The sequence below is a fragment of the Phycisphaerae bacterium genome (genome assembly GCA_017999985.1).
Classification (GTDB): Bacteria; Planctomycetota; Phycisphaerae; order UBA1845; family Fen-1342; genus JAGNKU01.
Genome location: JAGNKU010000007.1, coordinates 250,823 through 267,424, shown reverse-complemented (window position 1 = coordinate 267,424; position 16,602 = coordinate 250,823). Strand labels below are relative to the sequence as shown.

At 69.2% G+C, this 16,602-nt stretch carries 10 protein-coding genes; 7 read left to right on the top strand and 3 right to left on the bottom strand.

Going from position 1 to position 16,602, the window contains the following annotated elements; all coding sequences use genetic code 11:
- Positions 1 to 2: 2 nt before the first annotated feature.
- The 4 genes from KA383_11580 to KA383_11565 all read left to right on the top strand — a co-directional run bounded on the left by KA383_11580 (position 3) and on the right by KA383_11565 (position 8,571).
- Positions 3 to 2,894, top strand: coding sequence for a tetratricopeptide repeat protein (locus KA383_11580; protein ID MBP7746760.1), 2,892 nt, complete (start codon positions 3 to 5; stop codon positions 2,892 to 2,894).
- Between the two features lie 78 nt (positions 2,895 to 2,972).
- Positions 2,973 to 4,832, top strand: coding sequence for an OPT/YSL family transporter (locus KA383_11575; protein ID MBP7746759.1), 1,860 nt, complete (start codon positions 2,973 to 2,975; stop codon positions 4,830 to 4,832).
- Positions 4,833 to 4,974: 142 nt separating this feature from the next.
- Positions 4,975 to 7,407, top strand: a complete 2,433-nt coding sequence (locus tag KA383_11570; GenBank protein ID MBP7746758.1) for a protein kinase — start codon at positions 4,975 to 4,977, stop codon at positions 7,405 to 7,407.
- 48 nt (positions 7,408 to 7,455) lie between these two features.
- Positions 7,456 to 8,571 (top strand): PASTA domain-containing protein, encoded by a 1,116-nt coding sequence (locus tag KA383_11565; GenBank protein ID MBP7746757.1) that lies wholly within the window; start codon positions 7,456 to 7,458, stop codon positions 8,569 to 8,571.
- Positions 8,572 to 8,616: 45 nt separating this feature from the next.
- Here the strand turns inward: KA383_11565 and KA383_11560 are convergent, their stop codons facing one another.
- Genes KA383_11560 through KA383_11550 form a run of 3 tightly spaced genes read right to left on the bottom strand, consistent with a single transcriptional unit; the run spans position 8,617 to position 12,552 of the window.
- Entirely contained in the window at positions 8,617 to 9,540 is a 924-nt protein-coding gene (locus tag KA383_11560) for a squalene/phytoene synthase family protein (GenBank protein ID MBP7746756.1), read from the bottom strand.
- A gap of 46 nt (positions 9,541 to 9,586) precedes the next feature.
- Positions 9,587 to 11,530 carry a 1-deoxy-D-xylulose-5-phosphate synthase gene (locus tag KA383_11555; GenBank protein MBP7746755.1) on the bottom strand — a complete coding sequence of 648 codons (1,944 nt, stop codon included), beginning with the start codon at positions 11,528 to 11,530 and terminating at the stop codon, positions 9,587 to 9,589.
- 53 nt (positions 11,531 to 11,583) lie between these two features.
- Positions 11,584 to 12,552 (bottom strand): polyprenyl synthetase family protein, encoded by a 969-nt coding sequence (locus tag KA383_11550; GenBank protein MBP7746754.1) that lies wholly within the window; start codon positions 12,550 to 12,552, stop codon positions 11,584 to 11,586.
- Positions 12,553 to 12,652: 100 nt separating this feature from the next.
- Between KA383_11550 and KA383_11545 the strand changes: the two genes are divergently transcribed.
- From KA383_11545 to KA383_11535, 3 genes are all read left to right on the top strand, one after another.
- Positions 12,653 to 13,240 (top strand): leucyl/phenylalanyl-tRNA--protein transferase, encoded by a 588-nt coding sequence (locus KA383_11545; protein MBP7746753.1) that lies wholly within the window; start codon positions 12,653 to 12,655, stop codon positions 13,238 to 13,240.
- Between the two features lie 422 nt (positions 13,241 to 13,662).
- Positions 13,663 to 14,601, top strand: a complete 939-nt coding sequence (locus tag KA383_11540; protein ID MBP7746752.1) for a formylglycine-generating enzyme family protein — start codon at positions 13,663 to 13,665, stop codon at positions 14,599 to 14,601.
- Positions 14,602 to 15,440: 839 nt separating this feature from the next.
- The gene (locus KA383_11535; protein MBP7746751.1) at positions 15,441 to 16,577 is read left to right on the top strand and encodes a hypothetical protein; all 1,137 of its coding nucleotides are present in this window, start codon (positions 15,441 to 15,443) and stop codon (positions 16,575 to 16,577) included.
- Positions 16,578 to 16,602: the final 25 nt, after the last annotated feature.

The window sequence follows — 16,602 nt, the reverse complement described above, 5'->3', positions numbered from 1 at the left end:
CGATGGGCACGCAGTCGAACTGGTACGAGGACGCCGAGCAACTGCTCGGTGCGGTCAAGCAGAGCCGGGCGCCGGCCCCGCGCCAGCCCAGCATCCCCGGCTACGATGAGCTGCGCGAAATCCGCCGCGGCGGCCAGGGTGTGGTTTTCAGCGCCACGCAGCGCTCCACGAAGCGCCGCGTGGCGATCAAGGTCCTGCTCGACGGCGCCTGGGCATCCGATTCGCGTCGCCGGCGTTTCGAGCGTGAGATCGACCTGATCGCCACGCTGCACCATCCGAACATCGTGCGGCTTTATGACAGCGGCGTGACGGACGCCGGCTACCCCTACTATGTGATGGAATTCATCGAGGGCGTGGGGCTCGACGAGCTGATCGGCGACGCGGCCCTGGCCGACGACTGGTCGAAGACGCACCGCGGCGAGCCGCTCGACGTGCGCGTCCCCATGCCGCGGAGCGAGGCTTCGCCGCTGTTCTCGGTGCGCGCCACCTTTCAGCTTTTCGCCAAGGTCTGCGATGCCGTGAACTACGCGCACCAGCGGGGCGTGATCCACCGCGACCTGAAGCCGAGCAACATTCGCATCGACCCCGCCGGCGAACCGTTCGTGCTCGACTTTGGCCTGGCCAAGGCCGCGACCGACTCGCACGCCAACGTGGGCGAATCGCCGATGAGCCTGACCGGCGAGTTCATGGGTTCGCCGCCGTGGGCCAGCCCGGAGCAGGCGGACGGCAGCCCGCACGCGACCGACGTTCGCAGCGACGTGTACGCGCTGGGCGTGATCCTGTTCCAGCTCCTGACCCGCCGGTTCCCGTACCCGGTGGTGGGGGGGCTGCGCGAGGTGCTGCACAACATCCAGAGCATCGAGCCGCTGCGGCCCAGCAGCCTGCGGCGCGAGCTCGACGACGAGGTCGACACGCTGGTGCTGAAATGCCTGGCCAAGGAGCCCGACCGGCGTTACCAGAGCGCCGGCGACCTGGCCCGCGACATCCGGCACTACCTGGCCAACGAGCCGATCGAAGCGAAGCGCGACAGCGCGCTGTACACGCTGCGCAAAGCCATGCGGCGCTACAAGTACGTCGCGCGCATCACCAGCGTGTTCCTGCTCATCACCCTCGGGGCGGCCGTGCTGCTCAGCGTGCTGTGGCTGCGGGCCACGGAAGCCGAGCAACTGGCCGATCAGCGCCTCGACGCCGCCGAGAAGGCCCGGGCCGCCGAGGTGGTTGCCCGCACCGAGTCGCAGCGAAAATCCGCCCAGACGCACGCCATCAACCTGTTCCTGGTGAATATGCTCACCATGCCGCTCGACCTGGGGCGCGAGGCCCGCGTGGCCGACGTGCTCGACAAGGCCAGCCGCGAGCTCGCGGAGTCGACCGACCTCGATGCGCCTACGGCGGCGGCCCTGCACGAGGCCATCGGCAACGCCTACTCCAGTCTGGGCCTGTTTGCCGAAAGCGAGCCGCAACTGCAGGCGGCCTACGACTTGTGGCGCGGCGCCGCCGGCGCGGAGCATCCCGACACGCTTTCCAGTCTCGCGGCGATTGCCTGGCTCAAGAGGCAGCAGGGCAAACTGGACGAGGCGGTGACACTGTTGCGGCAGGTGCTGGACGCGCGGCGTCGCGTGCTCGGCGACGACCACATCGACACCACCCGCACGATGAACGATCTGGCGTACGTGCTCGAGATGCTCGGACAGCTCGATGAAGCCGAGGCGCTGCATCGCGCGGCCCTGGCCAACAGCCGGCGGCTGCTGGGCGAGGACGCCCTCGACACGCTTACCAGCATGGGCAACCTGGCCAGCGTCCTGTGCACCCAGGGCAAGCTGGAAGAGGCGGGCAGCCTGATGCGGCAGCGACTGGAGACGGCGCGGCGCGTGCTCGGCCCGCAGCACCGCGACACGCTGCGGGCCATGAGCAGCTATTCCCGGCTGCTGGGGATCACCGGCCCGCGCGATGAGGCGCTCGCGCTGCTGCGCGCGGTCCTCGAGAATGAACGCCGTATTCTCGGCTCGGACCATCCGGAGACCATCGTCGCCATCGCCAACCTGGGCCTCGAGCTTTCCCATCAAGGCCAGTTTGGCGAGGCGGAGCCGCTTTTGCGCGAAGCCGTCGAGCGCGCCCAACGCGTCCTGGGGCCGGAGCACACGGACACGCTCGGCGCCATGGGGGCCCTGGCCGGGATGCTCAACGTCCAGGGTCGCTATGCCGAGGCCGAGCCCCTGCTGCGCGCTGCGCTCGAGACCTCCCGGCGGACCAACGGCGACGAGCACCTCGACACGCTCTACGCGATGAACAGCCTGGCGCAGTGCCTGCAGCTCCAGGAACGGCCCGCCGACGCCGAGCCCATCTATCGCGCCGCTCTGGAGGGCTGCCTCCGCGCCCTGGGCGAAAGCAGTCCGTATACGTCCACGGCGATGGTGAACCTCGGCACCGCGCTGACCGACCTGCAGCGGTTCGACGAAGCCGAGCCGCTGATCCGACGGGCCCTCCAGCAGCGCCGGCAGGCGTTTGGCGACGAGGCCCTCGAGACGCTGCACGCCCGGGTCCAGCTCGGCACGCTCTTGTACGAGCGCGGGGACTTCCAGGCGGCCGCCGACGAGTTCGGCGCCCTGCTGGAGAAGGTGCGCCAGGTCATGCCGCCCGAGCACTGGTATCCGGCCGTCGTCGAGGGCTGGTACGGACGGGCCCTCGCCGGATTGCAGCGCTTTGCGGAGGCGGAGGCGCACATGCTGGCGGCGTACGAGCGTCTGAGCGCGACCGTCGGCGCCGCGCATCCGCGCGCGCGGCGGCTGCGGCAGCGCATTGTGGAACTTTATGACGCCTGGGACCGGCCGGCGGACGCCGCCCGCTTCCGCGCGACGCCGGAGAGCCAGCCGACGAGCGACGCCGTACGCGGTTGACGCCCGCGCCGATTCACGTACCATGCCTGCCGTGCGCGCGCGGCCGCGCCGCGCGGGCGCCTGCATGGAGTGGTCAGCGTGGGCACGGAAGCGACCCCCACCTCGGACGCGCCAACCACGGGCGCGGCCAATCCGACGCCCTTGACACTTTGTCCAGACGCGCCGCAATTGACGCTCCGCGGCGTGCTCACCGGCGCGCTGCTCGGCGCTGTGCTTTCCGTCTGCAACATCTACGCCGGCCTGAAGCTCGGCATGGTTTTCAACATGTCGATCGTTGCGGCCTTGCTCGGCTACGGCTTCTGGGCGGGCGTCGAAGGCCTGAGCGGCGGGCGGGTCCGCCGCTTCGACATGCTCGAGAATAACATCAACCAGACGGGTTGCTCGGCCGCCGCGTATGTACCCTCGGCCGGCCTCGTGACCGCGATCCCCGCGCTCGCGCTGCTCACCGGTCAGACGCTGAGCTGGCCGGTGCTGGCCGGCTGGCTGCTGGTCGTCTGCCTGTTGGGGAACGTGATCGCCGTCGGCCTGCGCCGGCAGATGATCGTCGCCGAGAAGCTGCCCTTCGCGGTCGGAATTGCCGGCGCCGAGACGCTGCGCGGCCTGCACGCGCGCGAATGCGCCGCGGCAGTGTCCGGCGCGCCGCTCCCCCCGGACCAGCCGGTCGGCTACGCCACTGGGCGCCATGGACGTGAAGCGGCCGCGCGGATCGAGGCGTTACTCGTTGGGGCGGCGGCCAGTGCCTGCCTCGCCGTGTCTACGTACGTCGCCAGGATCGGCACGCTCGCTGCGCCTGGGGCCCTGCGCGGCCTGAGACTGTCCGACTTGACCTTCGGCCTGAGTACGTCGCCACTGCTGCCGGCGGTCGGCGGTCTGATCGGGTTCCGCACGTGCGCCTCGCTCCTGCTTGGCTCGATCGTCGCCTTCGGGCTCATTGCCCCGCCGCTGCTGGCCGACGGCACGATGCGGGCCGCGACCTATCCGGAGATGGTCACGTGGCTGGTGTGGCCGGGCGTGACCATGATGGTGGTCGCGGCGCTGGTCTCGCTGGCATTCTCCTGGCGCGCACTGGCCACCGGCGTGGCACGCCTCTTCACAAGTCAGCCTGGCCCAGGCAGCCTGCAACGCCGCAGTCCATATGCCCTGGCCCTAGGGGCGTCGCTCGTGACAGTGATTGGCGTACAGGTGCTGCTGTTCGCCGTACCGTGGTGGGTCGCCGCCGTTGGCGTGCTGCTCGCATTCATCCTCGCGCTCGGCGCAGCACGCGTCGCCGGCGAGACCGGCATGAACCCCATCGCTCCCGTGGCCAAACTCACGCAGCTCGCGGTCGGGGCGCTGCTGCCGCAAAGCCCGGCGGCGAACCTGATGGCGGCCAACGTCACCAGCGGCGCCGCAAGCCAGTGCGCCGACCTGCTCAGCGACCTCAAGTGCGGTGCGCTCCTCGGCGCTGCGCCGCGCGCCCAGACCATCGCTCAACTTTGCGGCGCGGCGGCGGGTGCATGCGCGGCCGCGTTCGCCTACACGCTGCTGGTCCCCAACCCCGCCACGCAACTGCTGACCGAAGAGCTGCCCGCACCGGGGGTGCGCGGCGTCATGGTCGTCGCGGAGCTGTTCCAGGGCGGCTTTCGCGGGCTACCCGCCGGCACGCCACTCGCGATGCTCATCGCCGCGCTGGTCGCCGTGGCCCTGACGCTGGGTGAGCGCCTGGCGCCGGCGCGCGCACGACGCTGGGTGCCCAGTACCGCCAGCGTGGGGATGGCGTTCGTATTCCCAGCCAGTGTCTCGGCGGCCATCTTTCTGGGTGGTCTGGTCGCCCTCCTGCTTGGCAAGTGGTGCCGCGACTGGTCCAGCCGGTTCCTGATCACGGTCTGCACTGGGCTGATTGTGGGTGACACGCTCACGTCGGTCGGCACCAGCATCCACACGCTCCTCTCCCGATGATCCGCCGCCCTGCACACTTCGCCCGCCACGTTGCGAGACTTCGCCCACTCACCGTACAATTTGCCGCGGTGGACGCCGTGCCGCCCAGGGCCGGGTACGCGTCGTCAGGGCTACTCTTACCGTCGACTGCCGGAGCGGCGCCATGAGCCCGCAGCAACCCACCGATCCGCCGCCGCAAGCCGGGCCGCCGCCATCCGTCCCGCGGCCGGATGACTCCACCACGGGTCCGGTGTCACCCGACGGCCCCACGGCCATCTCGCCGCCTGAGTCGCCGCCGGACGTCGGTACCACCCCGTGCGTCGCGTTCGCCGACTCGCTGGCGCCCGACGCCTTCCCCGGCTACACGCTGCTGCGCGAAATTCACCGCGGCGGACAGGGCGTCGTGTACCAGGCGCTGCAGAAATCTACGAAGCGCAAGGTCGCGCTGAAGGCGCTGAAGTCCGGGCCGCTGGCCGCCCCCGCCGAACGGGCCCGCTTCGAGCGTGAAATCGAGATCCTCGGCCAGCTCAACCACCCGAACATCGTCGCGATCCATGACAGTGGCCTGGCGGCGGGCTGCCACTACTTGGTGATGGACTACATCTCGGGGCAGCCACTGGATGCCTGGCTGGCCACCGCGCCGCGTCCGCCGGACGAATGCCTGCGCGTGTTCGTCAAGATCTGCAACGCGGTCTACGCCGCCCATCTGCGCGGCATCGTCCATCGCGACCTGAAGCCGAGCAACATCCGCATCGACGCCGATGGCGAGCCGCATATTCTCGACTTCGGCCTGGCCCGCGTAGCCGCGCGCGCCGCGGCCGACGAGCTGCCCCCGGTCACCGTCACCGGCCAGTTCATGGGCAGCCTGCCCTGGGCCTCGCCCGAGCAGGCCGAGGCCGTTCCGGGCCGGATCGATCCGCGCAGCGACGTGTACGCGCTCGGCGTGATGCTTTACTACATGCTCACCGGCCGCTTTCCGTATGAGGTCGTCGGCCGCCTGCACGATGTACTGAACAACATCCTGCAGGCCGAGCCGGTCCGGCCGCGCCAACTGCGCCCGGAGATCAACGACGAGCTGGAGACGATCGTCCTAAAGTGTCTGCAAAAGGAGCGCAAGCGCCGCTATCAGACGGCCGGCGAGCTGGCCCAGGACCTGACCCACTACCTCGCCGGCGAGCCCATCGCCGCCCGGCGCGACAGTGTCCTCTACCTGCTGCGCAAGCAGTTTCGCCGCGGCGTGCAGCGCAGCCCGCACGTTGCGTACGTCGGCGTGCTCCTGCTCACGTTCGTCTGCGCCCTGGCGCTGCATCGCACGCGCTGGCTGGTGAGCTGGCCCGACCGCGGTTTCGAGTCCTATGCGCGCCGCCTGGCGCGCGCGCCCAGCGGACCGGCTTGGTCCGAGGATGTCGCCGTCATCGCGTTCGATGACGCCGCCTGCGAGGCGCTCCCCCGGCTCGCGGAGGCGGCAGGCATCCCGGGCGTGGACCCGGCCGACCCGTTCTCGTGGCGCCGCCTGCACGGTGCCCTCATGGAGCGCCTGGCGCAACTGAACCTGCGCGTGGTGTGCTGGGATATCGCGTTCGAGAGCGACGCGCCCGCGCATGACAGCTACCTGATCCGCGGGCTCGCCACGCTTCGGGCCGCCGGGACCCGCGTGATCGTCGGCACGCGCGGCGCGGCGGCGGACGGACGCCCGCTGCTCAGCGCGGCCCTCACCGAGCATATCGACGGCTGGGGCTGCATTCACCTCTTGAACCATCGTCTCGTGAAGGGCACGGCCTTGCTGGCGGTCGCGCCGCGCGCCGCCCCCATCCCGTCGCTCGCGCTGGCGACGTACGCCGCCGCCCGTCACCCCGGCACGCCCAAGTACTCCTGGAACCCGGACCTGGCCTACCTGACCATTGACTACTTCGATCCGGAGCCGACCGCCGCCGGCCGCGGGCGCTGGTCGCCGGTCGCCGACGAGATTCCCGTCGCGCATGTGCAGAAAGACTGGCGGCCCGGCGATGCCGCGCTGGCCAACACCACGGACTGGCACACCGCGTGTGCCGTGACGCTGATAGCGCCGCCCGAATTGCTCGCCCGTCACACGGTGCCCTATCAGGACGTGCTCACGGCGCCGCACGCGGCATTGGCACCGCGGCTGACCCGCAAGCTCGTCATCATCGGCGACACGCGCGCCCAGCACAGCGCTAAACCGGATCGCAGCCGCGTGGATGACGGCCGCGGCGGCCGCGACGAATTCCATGTGTATGTGCACGCAACTGTACTGGGAGACCTGCTGCGCGGCGTCGCCACGCCGCCGCCATATCTGCTCATCGAGCTTATCGTTCTGCTGGTCTGCGCGACGATCGGCGTGTGGTTCGGCGTGCAATTCGGCCGGCGGCCCGCCGTGACGCGCTGGCTGTTGTGCCTGCTGGCGTCCGGGGCCGTGGTCGCGGTCTGCGCCGCCGTGGCGCGGACGCTGCACGTGATCTTCCTGCCCGCGAGCGCCATCATCGGCCTGTGGCTGGGCGCCGCGCTGGCCACGCGGCTCGAACGCACGCGTCACCCGCCGGCTGGGCCAGTGCTCGGATTCGGGTCCCGGGCCGACTGATCCGCCGCGCACGCCGCGCACGGTCTGCAGCTCAGAAAGGAACTCAGCATGTACGCGAACCAGGTCTCACCGCCGGTGCTCGCTGGGCACTGCCTGGCACTCATCGCGACCATCGCCACCGGTGTCGCACACGCCGCGGATCCGCTTCTGACCACGACCTGTGCGCAACAGAGCACGACGCCCATCTACTGGGGCACCCTCTGGTACCTGCGCGGTACGAGCGCTTTCGACAACTCCACCATGGTCGAGGGCGGCGCCGTGGGTTCCGCGGCGCTCGTGCGGCTGCACCCCACGCAGGGATGCACGGACTGGATTCTGATTGAAGGTCAGTCCCTCTTCCTGCGCAAGCCCGGGGAATCGGCGGAAACCGTGGCACAGATGCTGTCCGACACCCACGGCAATCAGTTCGCCCCCGTCGTCCGCAGCCGGGCCGGCGGGACCCACGAACCGTCGGCGACCGCGGACCAGTACGAAGTGACCTGCCACCTGGTGGATGTGTACAAGCGCACCTACTGGACGCCGACCCCGGCCCTGCACGCCCCGTTCCTGGTTGGTCGCGGCTGGGATCGGGATATCGGCGCGTGGGCGCAGGAAGCCGCGAACATCCTGCGCAGCCTGGACCTGCGCTGGCAGTTTCTCCCCGCCGGGACCACGACCGGACACGTCATCAAGCAGGACCCGCCGGGGGGCCGGCCGCTGTCGAAGAACTCGGTCATCACGCTGACGCTCGATGGCGTCGCGCACGACGAGCCATCCACTGTCATCGGTCGGCTGCGCACACCGCTGATCCTGACCGAGCGACAGCGCGACCAGGATCTCGCGGTGGACATCACGCTGGATCACCGAGACGACTTGCAGGGTACTTGCCGCTCCGCCGGCCCCGAGTACTGCATCAAGCTGCCCGCGAGCGCCGCGGGGGCGACGGTGGTGGTCAGACAGTCCACGGACTACTCCGACAACCTGGCGCTTTCCGCGTGGGACATGGGCGGCCGGGTACCGGTCGAGCTGAAGACCAGTGCCGGCGAAGTAGCCTGCGACTCGGGCACCGCGCCGGAGATCCGCTTCACGGCGAGCCGGGCGTCCGAGCGCGGCACTTATGTGGTCGTCGAACTCCGCGACCGCAACGTGGGGCGCGTGCACATTCACATTGCCTGGCAACCGTAGCGCGGGCGGCCAGCCGGGTTGCCGCGTGGATTGGTCTTCTCGCGCTCACGAGGTAAGCAGTCCCCCGAGATACTGCCGCAGCCGTTGATCATCACCCGCAATGGTCTCGAACTGTGCGATCGTGTCGCGGATCGCAGCGCGCCCGATCTTTGCCGCAGTCGAGTCGCGCTGCGCCCGCGCCAGCGTCAGGGCCCCCCACGCGATCGGCAACCCGCAGAACGAGCGCAGCGCGCGCTGCGTCGCTGGCAGCGCCAGCACGTACGCGATGCCGCGCTGCAGGCTCCGCCGCGCTTCTTCCAGCACCTCCTGATACACGCGCGCGGCTGCCGCGCCGTCCGCGACGATCGGCAGATAGCGCCGGCCATGCTCGGCGTCGTCGCGCGCGTCCTTGAGGATATTGACCAGTTGCAGCCCCGTGCCCAGCTCCACCGCCTCCGCGCGCCGCTCCAGCAAACCCGGCTGCCGCAGGTAGCCTGCCATCAACGCACACAGCATCTCGCCCACGACGCCGGCCACGTAATAGCAGTACTCGCGCAGCTCCGTCACGTCGCACACGGCGGGATAGGGCACGCCCCGAGCGGCGCTGCGCGCCATCAGCGTCTGCACGCCGACCATCATCGCCCGCGCACAGTCCGCCAGCGCGGTCCGCTGCTCCATCGGCAGTGCCCGCACGCGCGCCAGCACTTCCGGCGCGTCCACCATCAAGGCGCGTTCGTCATCGTTGTCCCCCAGCGGCTGCGCCAGCGTTTGGGCCGCCGCTGCATCACCGCCCAGCGCCGCGGCAAGCACCGCGAAATAGCGCCGCCGCTCGTCCGCCGTCAGCTGCGGATCATCCTCCACCGTGTCGACGATCCGCATGACCAGGTAGGCCAGCCCCACGGCGTCTGCCAGCGGCGGCGGCAGCATCGGCACCAGGATCGCGTAGGTGCGCGAGACGCCCTGCAAGTGTCTGGCAACGAATGCGTCCACGGCAGCGTGTTTCCGTTGCGCGGCGTCCCGGCCCAGCCGCCCCGGGCTACGACGTACGCCGCACGCGCGTCGCTCGCTCGGCCGGCGTCTGCGGCGCCAACTCGCCCGCGCTGCGTACCGCCTGCACGGCCCGCCGGACCGTCGCCGCGATGCCCATCGCGTCAAGCCCGGCCTCGGCGAGTTGCCCGCTGCGCGCCCCGTGCTCGTAGAAGCGCTCCGGCGCCATCCCCAGCCGGATGATGCCGTCCGTCGCCAGCCCCAACCGGTTCGCCGTCTCCAGCACCGCGCTGCCGAAGCCGCCCGTGACCGAATGCTCTTCAACCGTGACCACCGGCGCGCCGCGCGTGACGGCCGTCGTCACCATGTCCTCGTCGATCGGCTTCGCGAACCGGGCATTGACGACGGACACGAAAATGTCCTCGCTGGCCAACCGCTGCGCCGCCTCCAGCGCGGTCGGCACCAGGCTGCCATACGCCAGGATCGTCGCGTCCGGCCCCTCGCGCAGCACGCGGCATTTGCCGAGTACAAACGGCGGCGCAGCCCCAAGCTCGTCGGGCACCGTGTCGCGCGGATAGCGCACCGCCCACGGCCCGGACAGCTTCAACCCCAATCGCAGGATCTGCTCCAGCTCCGGCTCGTCCGCCGGCGCCATGAGCACCATGCCCTGGAACGCGCGCAGATAGGCGATGTCGAGATAGCCGTGGTGTACCGAGCCGTCGCCCCCGACCAGTCCCGCGCGATCAAGGCAGAACCCGACCGGCAACCCCTGGAGCACGACCTCCTGAAACACCTGATCGAACGCCCGCTGCAGAAACGTCGAGTAAATGCACGCCAGCGGCCGCAGCCCCGCCCGCGCCATGCCCGCCGCGATGTCCGTCGTGCAGCTCTCGGCGATGCCGCAGTCCAGGCACCGATCCGGCAACACGTTGCGGACCTTTGCCAGCCCGGTCCCATCCGGCATCGCTGCCGTCAACGCGAAGACACGCTCGTCTTCCTGCATGATGCGGACGACCGCGTCGGCGAAGGCGCTTGTCCAGCTCTTGCGCTCACTCTTCACGGCACTGACTGTGTCACCCTCGATCTTCAGCTTGCCCGGGCTGTGGAACGCACACGGATCGTCCATCGCCCACGAGCAGCCACGCCCCTTCTCCGTGTGCACGTGCAGCAGCACCGGCTGGGCCACGTCTTTCAACAACTGCAGCAGATCGACCAGGTGCGGCAGATCATGTCCGTCCACCGGACCGACGTACAGGAACCCGAGCTGCTCAAAAATCTGGTGCGGCGAAACCGTCGCCTTGATGCCCTGCTTGATGTGCGCCAGCGCATCCTGCACGCTTTTGCCCACCACCGGCACCTTCGGCAGCAGGTTCTCGACCTTGTGCTTCACTTCTTCGTACAGGCTGCTCACGCGGAAGCGCGCCAGGTACGTCGCCAGCCCACCCTGCGTCTTCGCAATCCCCATCGAGTTGTCGTTGAGGATCACCAGGAATTGCCGCTTGAGCACGCCCGCCTGGTTCAGGCCCTCGAACGCGACGCCGTTCACGATGCTCGCGTCGCCGACCAGTGCCACTGTCCGCCGGTCGCGCCCCAGCGCCTGGTCGCCGCGCGCCAGGCCCACCGCGGTCGCGATCGCCGTGCCTGCGTGGCCGACGTTGAACAGGTCGAACTCGCTTTCGGCCTTGTTCGGGAAGCCGCTGATGCCGCCGGCCTGGCGCAGCGTATCGAACCGCGCGTTGCGCCCGGTGATCAGCTTGTGGACGTAGCATTGGTGCCCGACGTCCCACAGCAGCCGGTCGCGGCTGAAATCGAACACGCGGTGCAGCGCCAGCGTCAGCTCCACCACCCCGAGATTGCTCGCCAGGTGCCCGCCGTTCTTGCTCACCACGTCGATGATCCGCGCCCGGATCTCGCCCGCCAACTGCCCCAGCTCAGCCAACGACAACCGCTGCACGTCCGCCGGCCCGGCAATTGAATTCAGAATGTTCATCATGCCCTGTGTCCTGTAGCGACCGCTTTTGAACCGGGGCCGTCGGCCCAAACCCACTAGCAGTCCCGGCTCACCACAAAACGCGCCAAGTCGCGCAACCGATCGGCGCGGCTGCCGAACGAATCCAGCACACGCAGCGCCGCTTCCACTTCCTGCCACGCCCGGGCTTTGCTCGCCTCGAGCCCAAACGCCGCCGGATACGTCTGCTTTGCCGCACCGGCGTCTTTCCCGACGCGCTTGCCCATCTTTTCCGCGGTGCTCGTCGCGTCCAGGATGTCATCCACAATCTGAAATGCGAGGCCCAGGTGCCGTCCGTATCGTGCGAGCGCCGCCACGGACTCCGCGGGCGCTGCCGCGCACAACGCCCCCAGACGACAGGACGTCTCGATCAACGCCGCGGTCTTGTGCTCGTCGATGTATTGCACCAGTTTGGGGTCCGTGGGCCGACTTTCACCTTCAATATCGGCCCCTTGCCCCTCGATCATCCACTTCGTGCCGTCCGCCAAGGCCTGGACCAGCGCGGGCACGATCCCGCGGTCGCAACGGTCCGACGCCAGCAGCGAAAACGCGTGCGTCACCAGCCAGTCCCCGGCCAGAACCGCCATCCCTTCGCCGAATACCTTGTGATTCGTCGGCTGCCCGCGACGCAGGTCGTCGTCATCCATCGCCGGCAAGTCGTCGTGAATCAGTGAGAATGTGTGCACCAGCTCGATGGCCAGGGCCGCAGGCAGCCCCGTCTCCGTCCGCCCGCCGCACACCCGGCACGTCTCCAGCACCAGGATCGGCCGGACACGCTTGCCGCCGACCTTCACCGAGTACTGTACGGCGGCCGGTAGGCGACTGTGCGGCCCCATCACGATTTCCAGCTCGCGCAGGTGCGCGGCGAGGGCTTCCTCTATTTCGGCGCGCCCACGGGCCAGCCAGTCCGGAAAATCGGCTGCCACCCCGAACAGCCCGGCCCCCGTCGCGGCGGCGGTTGGCTCCCCCGCCTTCCCTATCTGCTGTGCCGGCTGGACTTTCTGCATTCCGACAGGATAGATTCTTCGCGGCCGGCTTGGAAGTGCCGCAGGCCCATTTATCCGCCCCGCCGGTCGCGGTTCCGACCGCCGGAAGGCCGTGTGCCCGATGGATTCGCCACTGCCCCCCGAGCTTGTGCTGCACGCCTACAGCATCGGGGCGTTCCCGATGGCCGATCCGGACGGCGAGATCGCCTGGTTCAGCCCCGACCCGCGCTGCATCTTCCCCCTGGACAAGTTCCACGTGCCCCGCACCGTGCGCCAGCTCATCCAGCGCCGCGTGTTCGAGGTCCGCATCGACACGGCGTTCGCCGAGGTCATCGCGGCCTGCGCCGACCGGGCGGAGGGTACGTGGATTTCGGAAAGCATCATGGCCACGTACACCGAGCTGCATCGGCAGGGCTTCGCCCACAGCGTGGAGTGCTGGCAGGCCGATAATCTCGCCGGCGGCCTCTACGGCGTAGCGCTCGGCGGCGCGTTCTTCGGCGAGTCGATGTTCACGCGCGTGACCGGCGCCTCGAAGGTCGCGCTGGCGGCGTTGGTCGAGCGTTTGAAGGCCCGCGGCTTCACGCTGCTCGACACCCAATGGACGACGCCGCACCTCGCCCGTTTCGGCGCCATCGAGATTCCCCGCCGCGAATACCTTCGCCGGCTGCGTGCCGCGCTACTGCTGCCATGCCGGTTCGCAGACGGGTAAGCACAGTCAAAGCGCGAAACGCCAGCGAGCGGGTCAGTGGCACCGGCGTTCCTGCCGGTGTAGGGAGTGCGAAGTCCCCGCTGAGCCGGGGAGCACACAGCTCCGCCTCTTCACCCATCTTCGCACGGCGGGCGCGCGGCGCTTGCCAGGGGGCTTCAGCCCCTGGGATAGAAGGCCCACCTCCTTTTCCTCTTCCCCGTCCAACGGGCGGACGAATCAGCCTTGCCTCCCCGCCGCCAGTCGAACACACGCCCGCCGCGCAGTAACATGTCGCCATAGTGCAAACTGCGGCCGGCGTCTGCGTCTACGGCCGGTCGGTTCCCCGCCGGCGAAATTGGAGGCACAGAAATAGGTGGCTGTCGCGCTATACCACAACGTCCCCGCCTCGCGGTCAGCCCGGCGGACGGGTTGAGGAGATTATCATGAAGGCGACCGTGACAGTGGTGGCCCTGACCGTGCTGTGGTCGGGCTGTGCTCAAGTTGCGCGCGACCTCGTCGTGGTTCGCGGCGGTTCGTTCCAGATGGGGAACACGTTCGAGGGCGGCGAAGCCGATGAGAGGCCCCCGCACTCGGTCGAGCTGCGCTCGTACGCGATCGGCAAGCATGAGGTTACGGTCGGCCAGTTCCGCCAATTCGTGGAAGCGACCGGGTACGTGACCAGCGCGGAGCGCGCCGGCGACGCCAAGGTGTTCGTGGGAAAGAAGGTCGAGACGCGGCCGGACGCGAGCTGGAAGAACCCGTACTTCGAGCAGGACGACGGCCATCCGGTGGTCTGCGTGAGTTGGTACGACGCGGTCGAGTACTGCAACTGGCGCAGTCGCCGGGAGGGCCTGCCGCCTTGCTATCGTGGCAGCGGCGACACAATCACTTGCGACTTCACGGCCGACGGCTACCGGTTGCCGACCGAGGCCGAGTGGGAGTTCGCCGCCCGCAGTCGCGGCCTTGACTGCCGGTATGCCTGGGGCAACGGTGAGCCGTACATCGGCGGTCGCCGCGCCGGCAACACGTGCGACGAGGCCGCCCGCCGGCAGTGGGGCATCAACAAGCTCTGGAGCGGCTACGACGACGGCTACGCCTTCACGGCCCCTGCGGGGAGCTTTGCGCCCAACGCGTTGGGGTTGCATGACGTCAGCGGCAACGTCTATGAGTGGTGTTGGGATTGGTACGGCGAGGAGTACTACGCACACAGTCCGGTGCAGAATCCCACCGGTCCGCCGAGCGCCGCGCTGCGGACCTGCCGTGACGCGGGCTTCGGTTGCCCCGTGGAGCGCGAGCGCGTGGCCAACCGCGGCAAGGGCGAGCCCGACCTGGCGTTCAGTTGGGGCGGATTCCGCGTGGCCCGCACACTGCCGGATCGCTGAACGCGAACCGCCCCGCGCGGAAGGGAAGAAAGGGTCGGGTGTCTTTTCCGCTCAACAAGAAGAGGTTCCGGACCGCCTTTCGACCTGCCGGCGAGCACCAAGCTCCGCCTCGGTGCCCAGCTTCGTCCTGAGAGGGCGCGCGCTGGTTGCCAGGCGGCTTAAGCCCCTTGGACAGCAAAACCTCACTTCCTTTGTCTTTCCCCGCCCGGAGGGCGGACGAACCAGCCTCTAATCCGGAAACACCATCCCAGTTTCCGGTCGACGTTCCGGCGGTGCGCGGCACGTCCGCTCACTCCCCTGCGCGGCTCGGGCCGTGGTCCGCCGCCCCGCTCCCGGTTTCCCGTTCCCAGTTCCCTGGCGGCTCCGCCGCCCCGTCCCCCTCATCACCTTATCACCGCATTTACCCGCCAGAATCCAGCAATCCAGGTATTCTCCGCGCCCTCAGCGTCCTCACCGCACGGATTCAGCGCGTGTTTTCAGAAAACCAATCCCGCGCGCCGGCGCGCGAGATCCTTGCCAGCGCGGGGGCGTGCCGAACTTGGCGTGGCGGCCAGCGTGTGTCTCTCGACTAGCGAGAACGCCCCCGGCGGCAACGCCCGGCGACTCGGACGTACGGAGCAGGCGGCTGGGGGAAATAGCAAATTCCGGGAATAACTCGCTGGTCTCCAGGCGTGACCCGCCGTGGCACGCCGATCGTGAGGAGGGCCAACTCGGGGCACGCCGTCGCCGGTCGGTGCTTAACCGCGGATGCGAAAGGGCCGATGTTCCCAGTCGAGCAGGTTGCCGGCGACGGCGCCGTCACGCTTTATGGGACGGTCCCGCGCATGCGAGGAGCAGTGGTGGCGCACAAGCTGTGTGTTTACAGAGTCCAGGACGTCGCGCCCGAGCTCGTCCCGGGCTATTCCATCGTCGTGTCCACGACCGATCTGCATGAGCTGCTGACGGCGCTCAGCGCGTTCGACGCGGACGCGGTGCTCCTCGACCTCGACGCGCCGGATGCGATCCGCGCCATCGCACGGCTGATTGAAGCCAAGCCGCGACTCGCGGTGGTGGGCGTGACCGCGCGGGCGGATATCCAGCGCGTCATCAGCGCGCAGCGCGCTGGCTGCGCTCAGGTGACCACCCGCCCGCTGGACGCCGCCGATCTCACCGCCGCCCTGCAGCGGGCGCGCGGCCACCAGCCGGTCGCGGACCAGCCCGGCGGCGGCCGCGTTTTCGCCGTGCTCGGCTCGATCGGGGGCGCTGGCACCACGTCGATCGCCACCCACCTGGCCGTAGAACTGGCGTATCTGACGAAGGATGCCACGGCGCTGTTCGACCTGGACTTCGAGTACGGCGGGGTGGCCGATGCGTTCGATCTGGCGCCGCGGTACACGCTGGCCGATGTGGCGACTGCGGGCAAGGTGGATGCCGACCTGCTGAGCAAGGCGAGCACCGCGCTGCCGCTCGGCATCCACGTGTTCGCCCGGCCGCACACGATCCAGGAAGCGCACGCGATCGACGAGTCCGCCGTGCGGGACATTCTCCGAACGGCTGCCGCGACGTACGCGCACAGCGTGCTGGACCTGCCGCGTTGCCTGTCGCCGGTGGCGGGCGTCGCCATCGAGGAATGCACGAAGCTGATCCTGGTGCTGCAGCTCACCGTGCCGAGTGTCAAGAACGCGCAGCGCATTATCGCGGCGGTCCGCGCCGAAGGCTTTTCCGAAGAGCTCATCGAGCTGGTCGTCAACCGCTACGACGAGCGGGCCAATTCGTGCGCGACGGAGCCCGTCGAACGGCAACTCGGACGCCGCATCCTGGCCACTGTGCCGAGCGACTTCAAGGCGGTGCACACCGCACTGGACCTGGGCAATCCGCTGACGCACCGGAACAAGGTTCGCGCCGCCATCCGCGCGCTGGCCACCCGTCTCGCGGGACAGACCGTGCCCGCGAATCGAACCGGTTGGCGCGCCAAGCTCGGCCTGGCGCCCCGCTGAGCGGTCAGCAAAATGTCAAAAGGGC

Bases quoted from the DNA above. Each gene is read 5' to 3' on its own strand.
- KA383_11570 (MBP7746758.1), top strand. From the start codon at position 4,975: ATGAGCCCGCAGCAACCCACCGATCCGCCGCCGCAAGCCGGGCCGCCG.
- KA383_11555 (MBP7746755.1), bottom strand. From the start codon at position 11,530: ATGATGAACATTCTGAATTCAATTGCCGGGCCGGCGGACGTGCAGCGG.
- KA383_11565 (MBP7746757.1), top strand. From the start codon at position 7,456: ATGTACGCGAACCAGGTCTCACCGCCGGTGCTCGCTGGGCACTGCCTG.
- KA383_11540 (MBP7746752.1), top strand. From the start codon at position 13,663: ATGAAGGCGACCGTGACAGTGGTGGCCCTGACCGTGCTGTGGTCGGGC.
- KA383_11550 (MBP7746754.1), bottom strand. From the start codon at position 12,552: ATGCAGAAAGTCCAGCCGGCACAGCAGATAGGGAAGGCGGGGGAGCCA.
- KA383_11580 (MBP7746760.1), top strand. From the start codon at position 3: ATGGGCACGCAGTCGAACTGGTACGAGGACGCCGAGCAACTGCTCGGT.
- KA383_11545 (MBP7746753.1), top strand. From the start codon at position 12,653: ATGGATTCGCCACTGCCCCCCGAGCTTGTGCTGCACGCCTACAGCATC.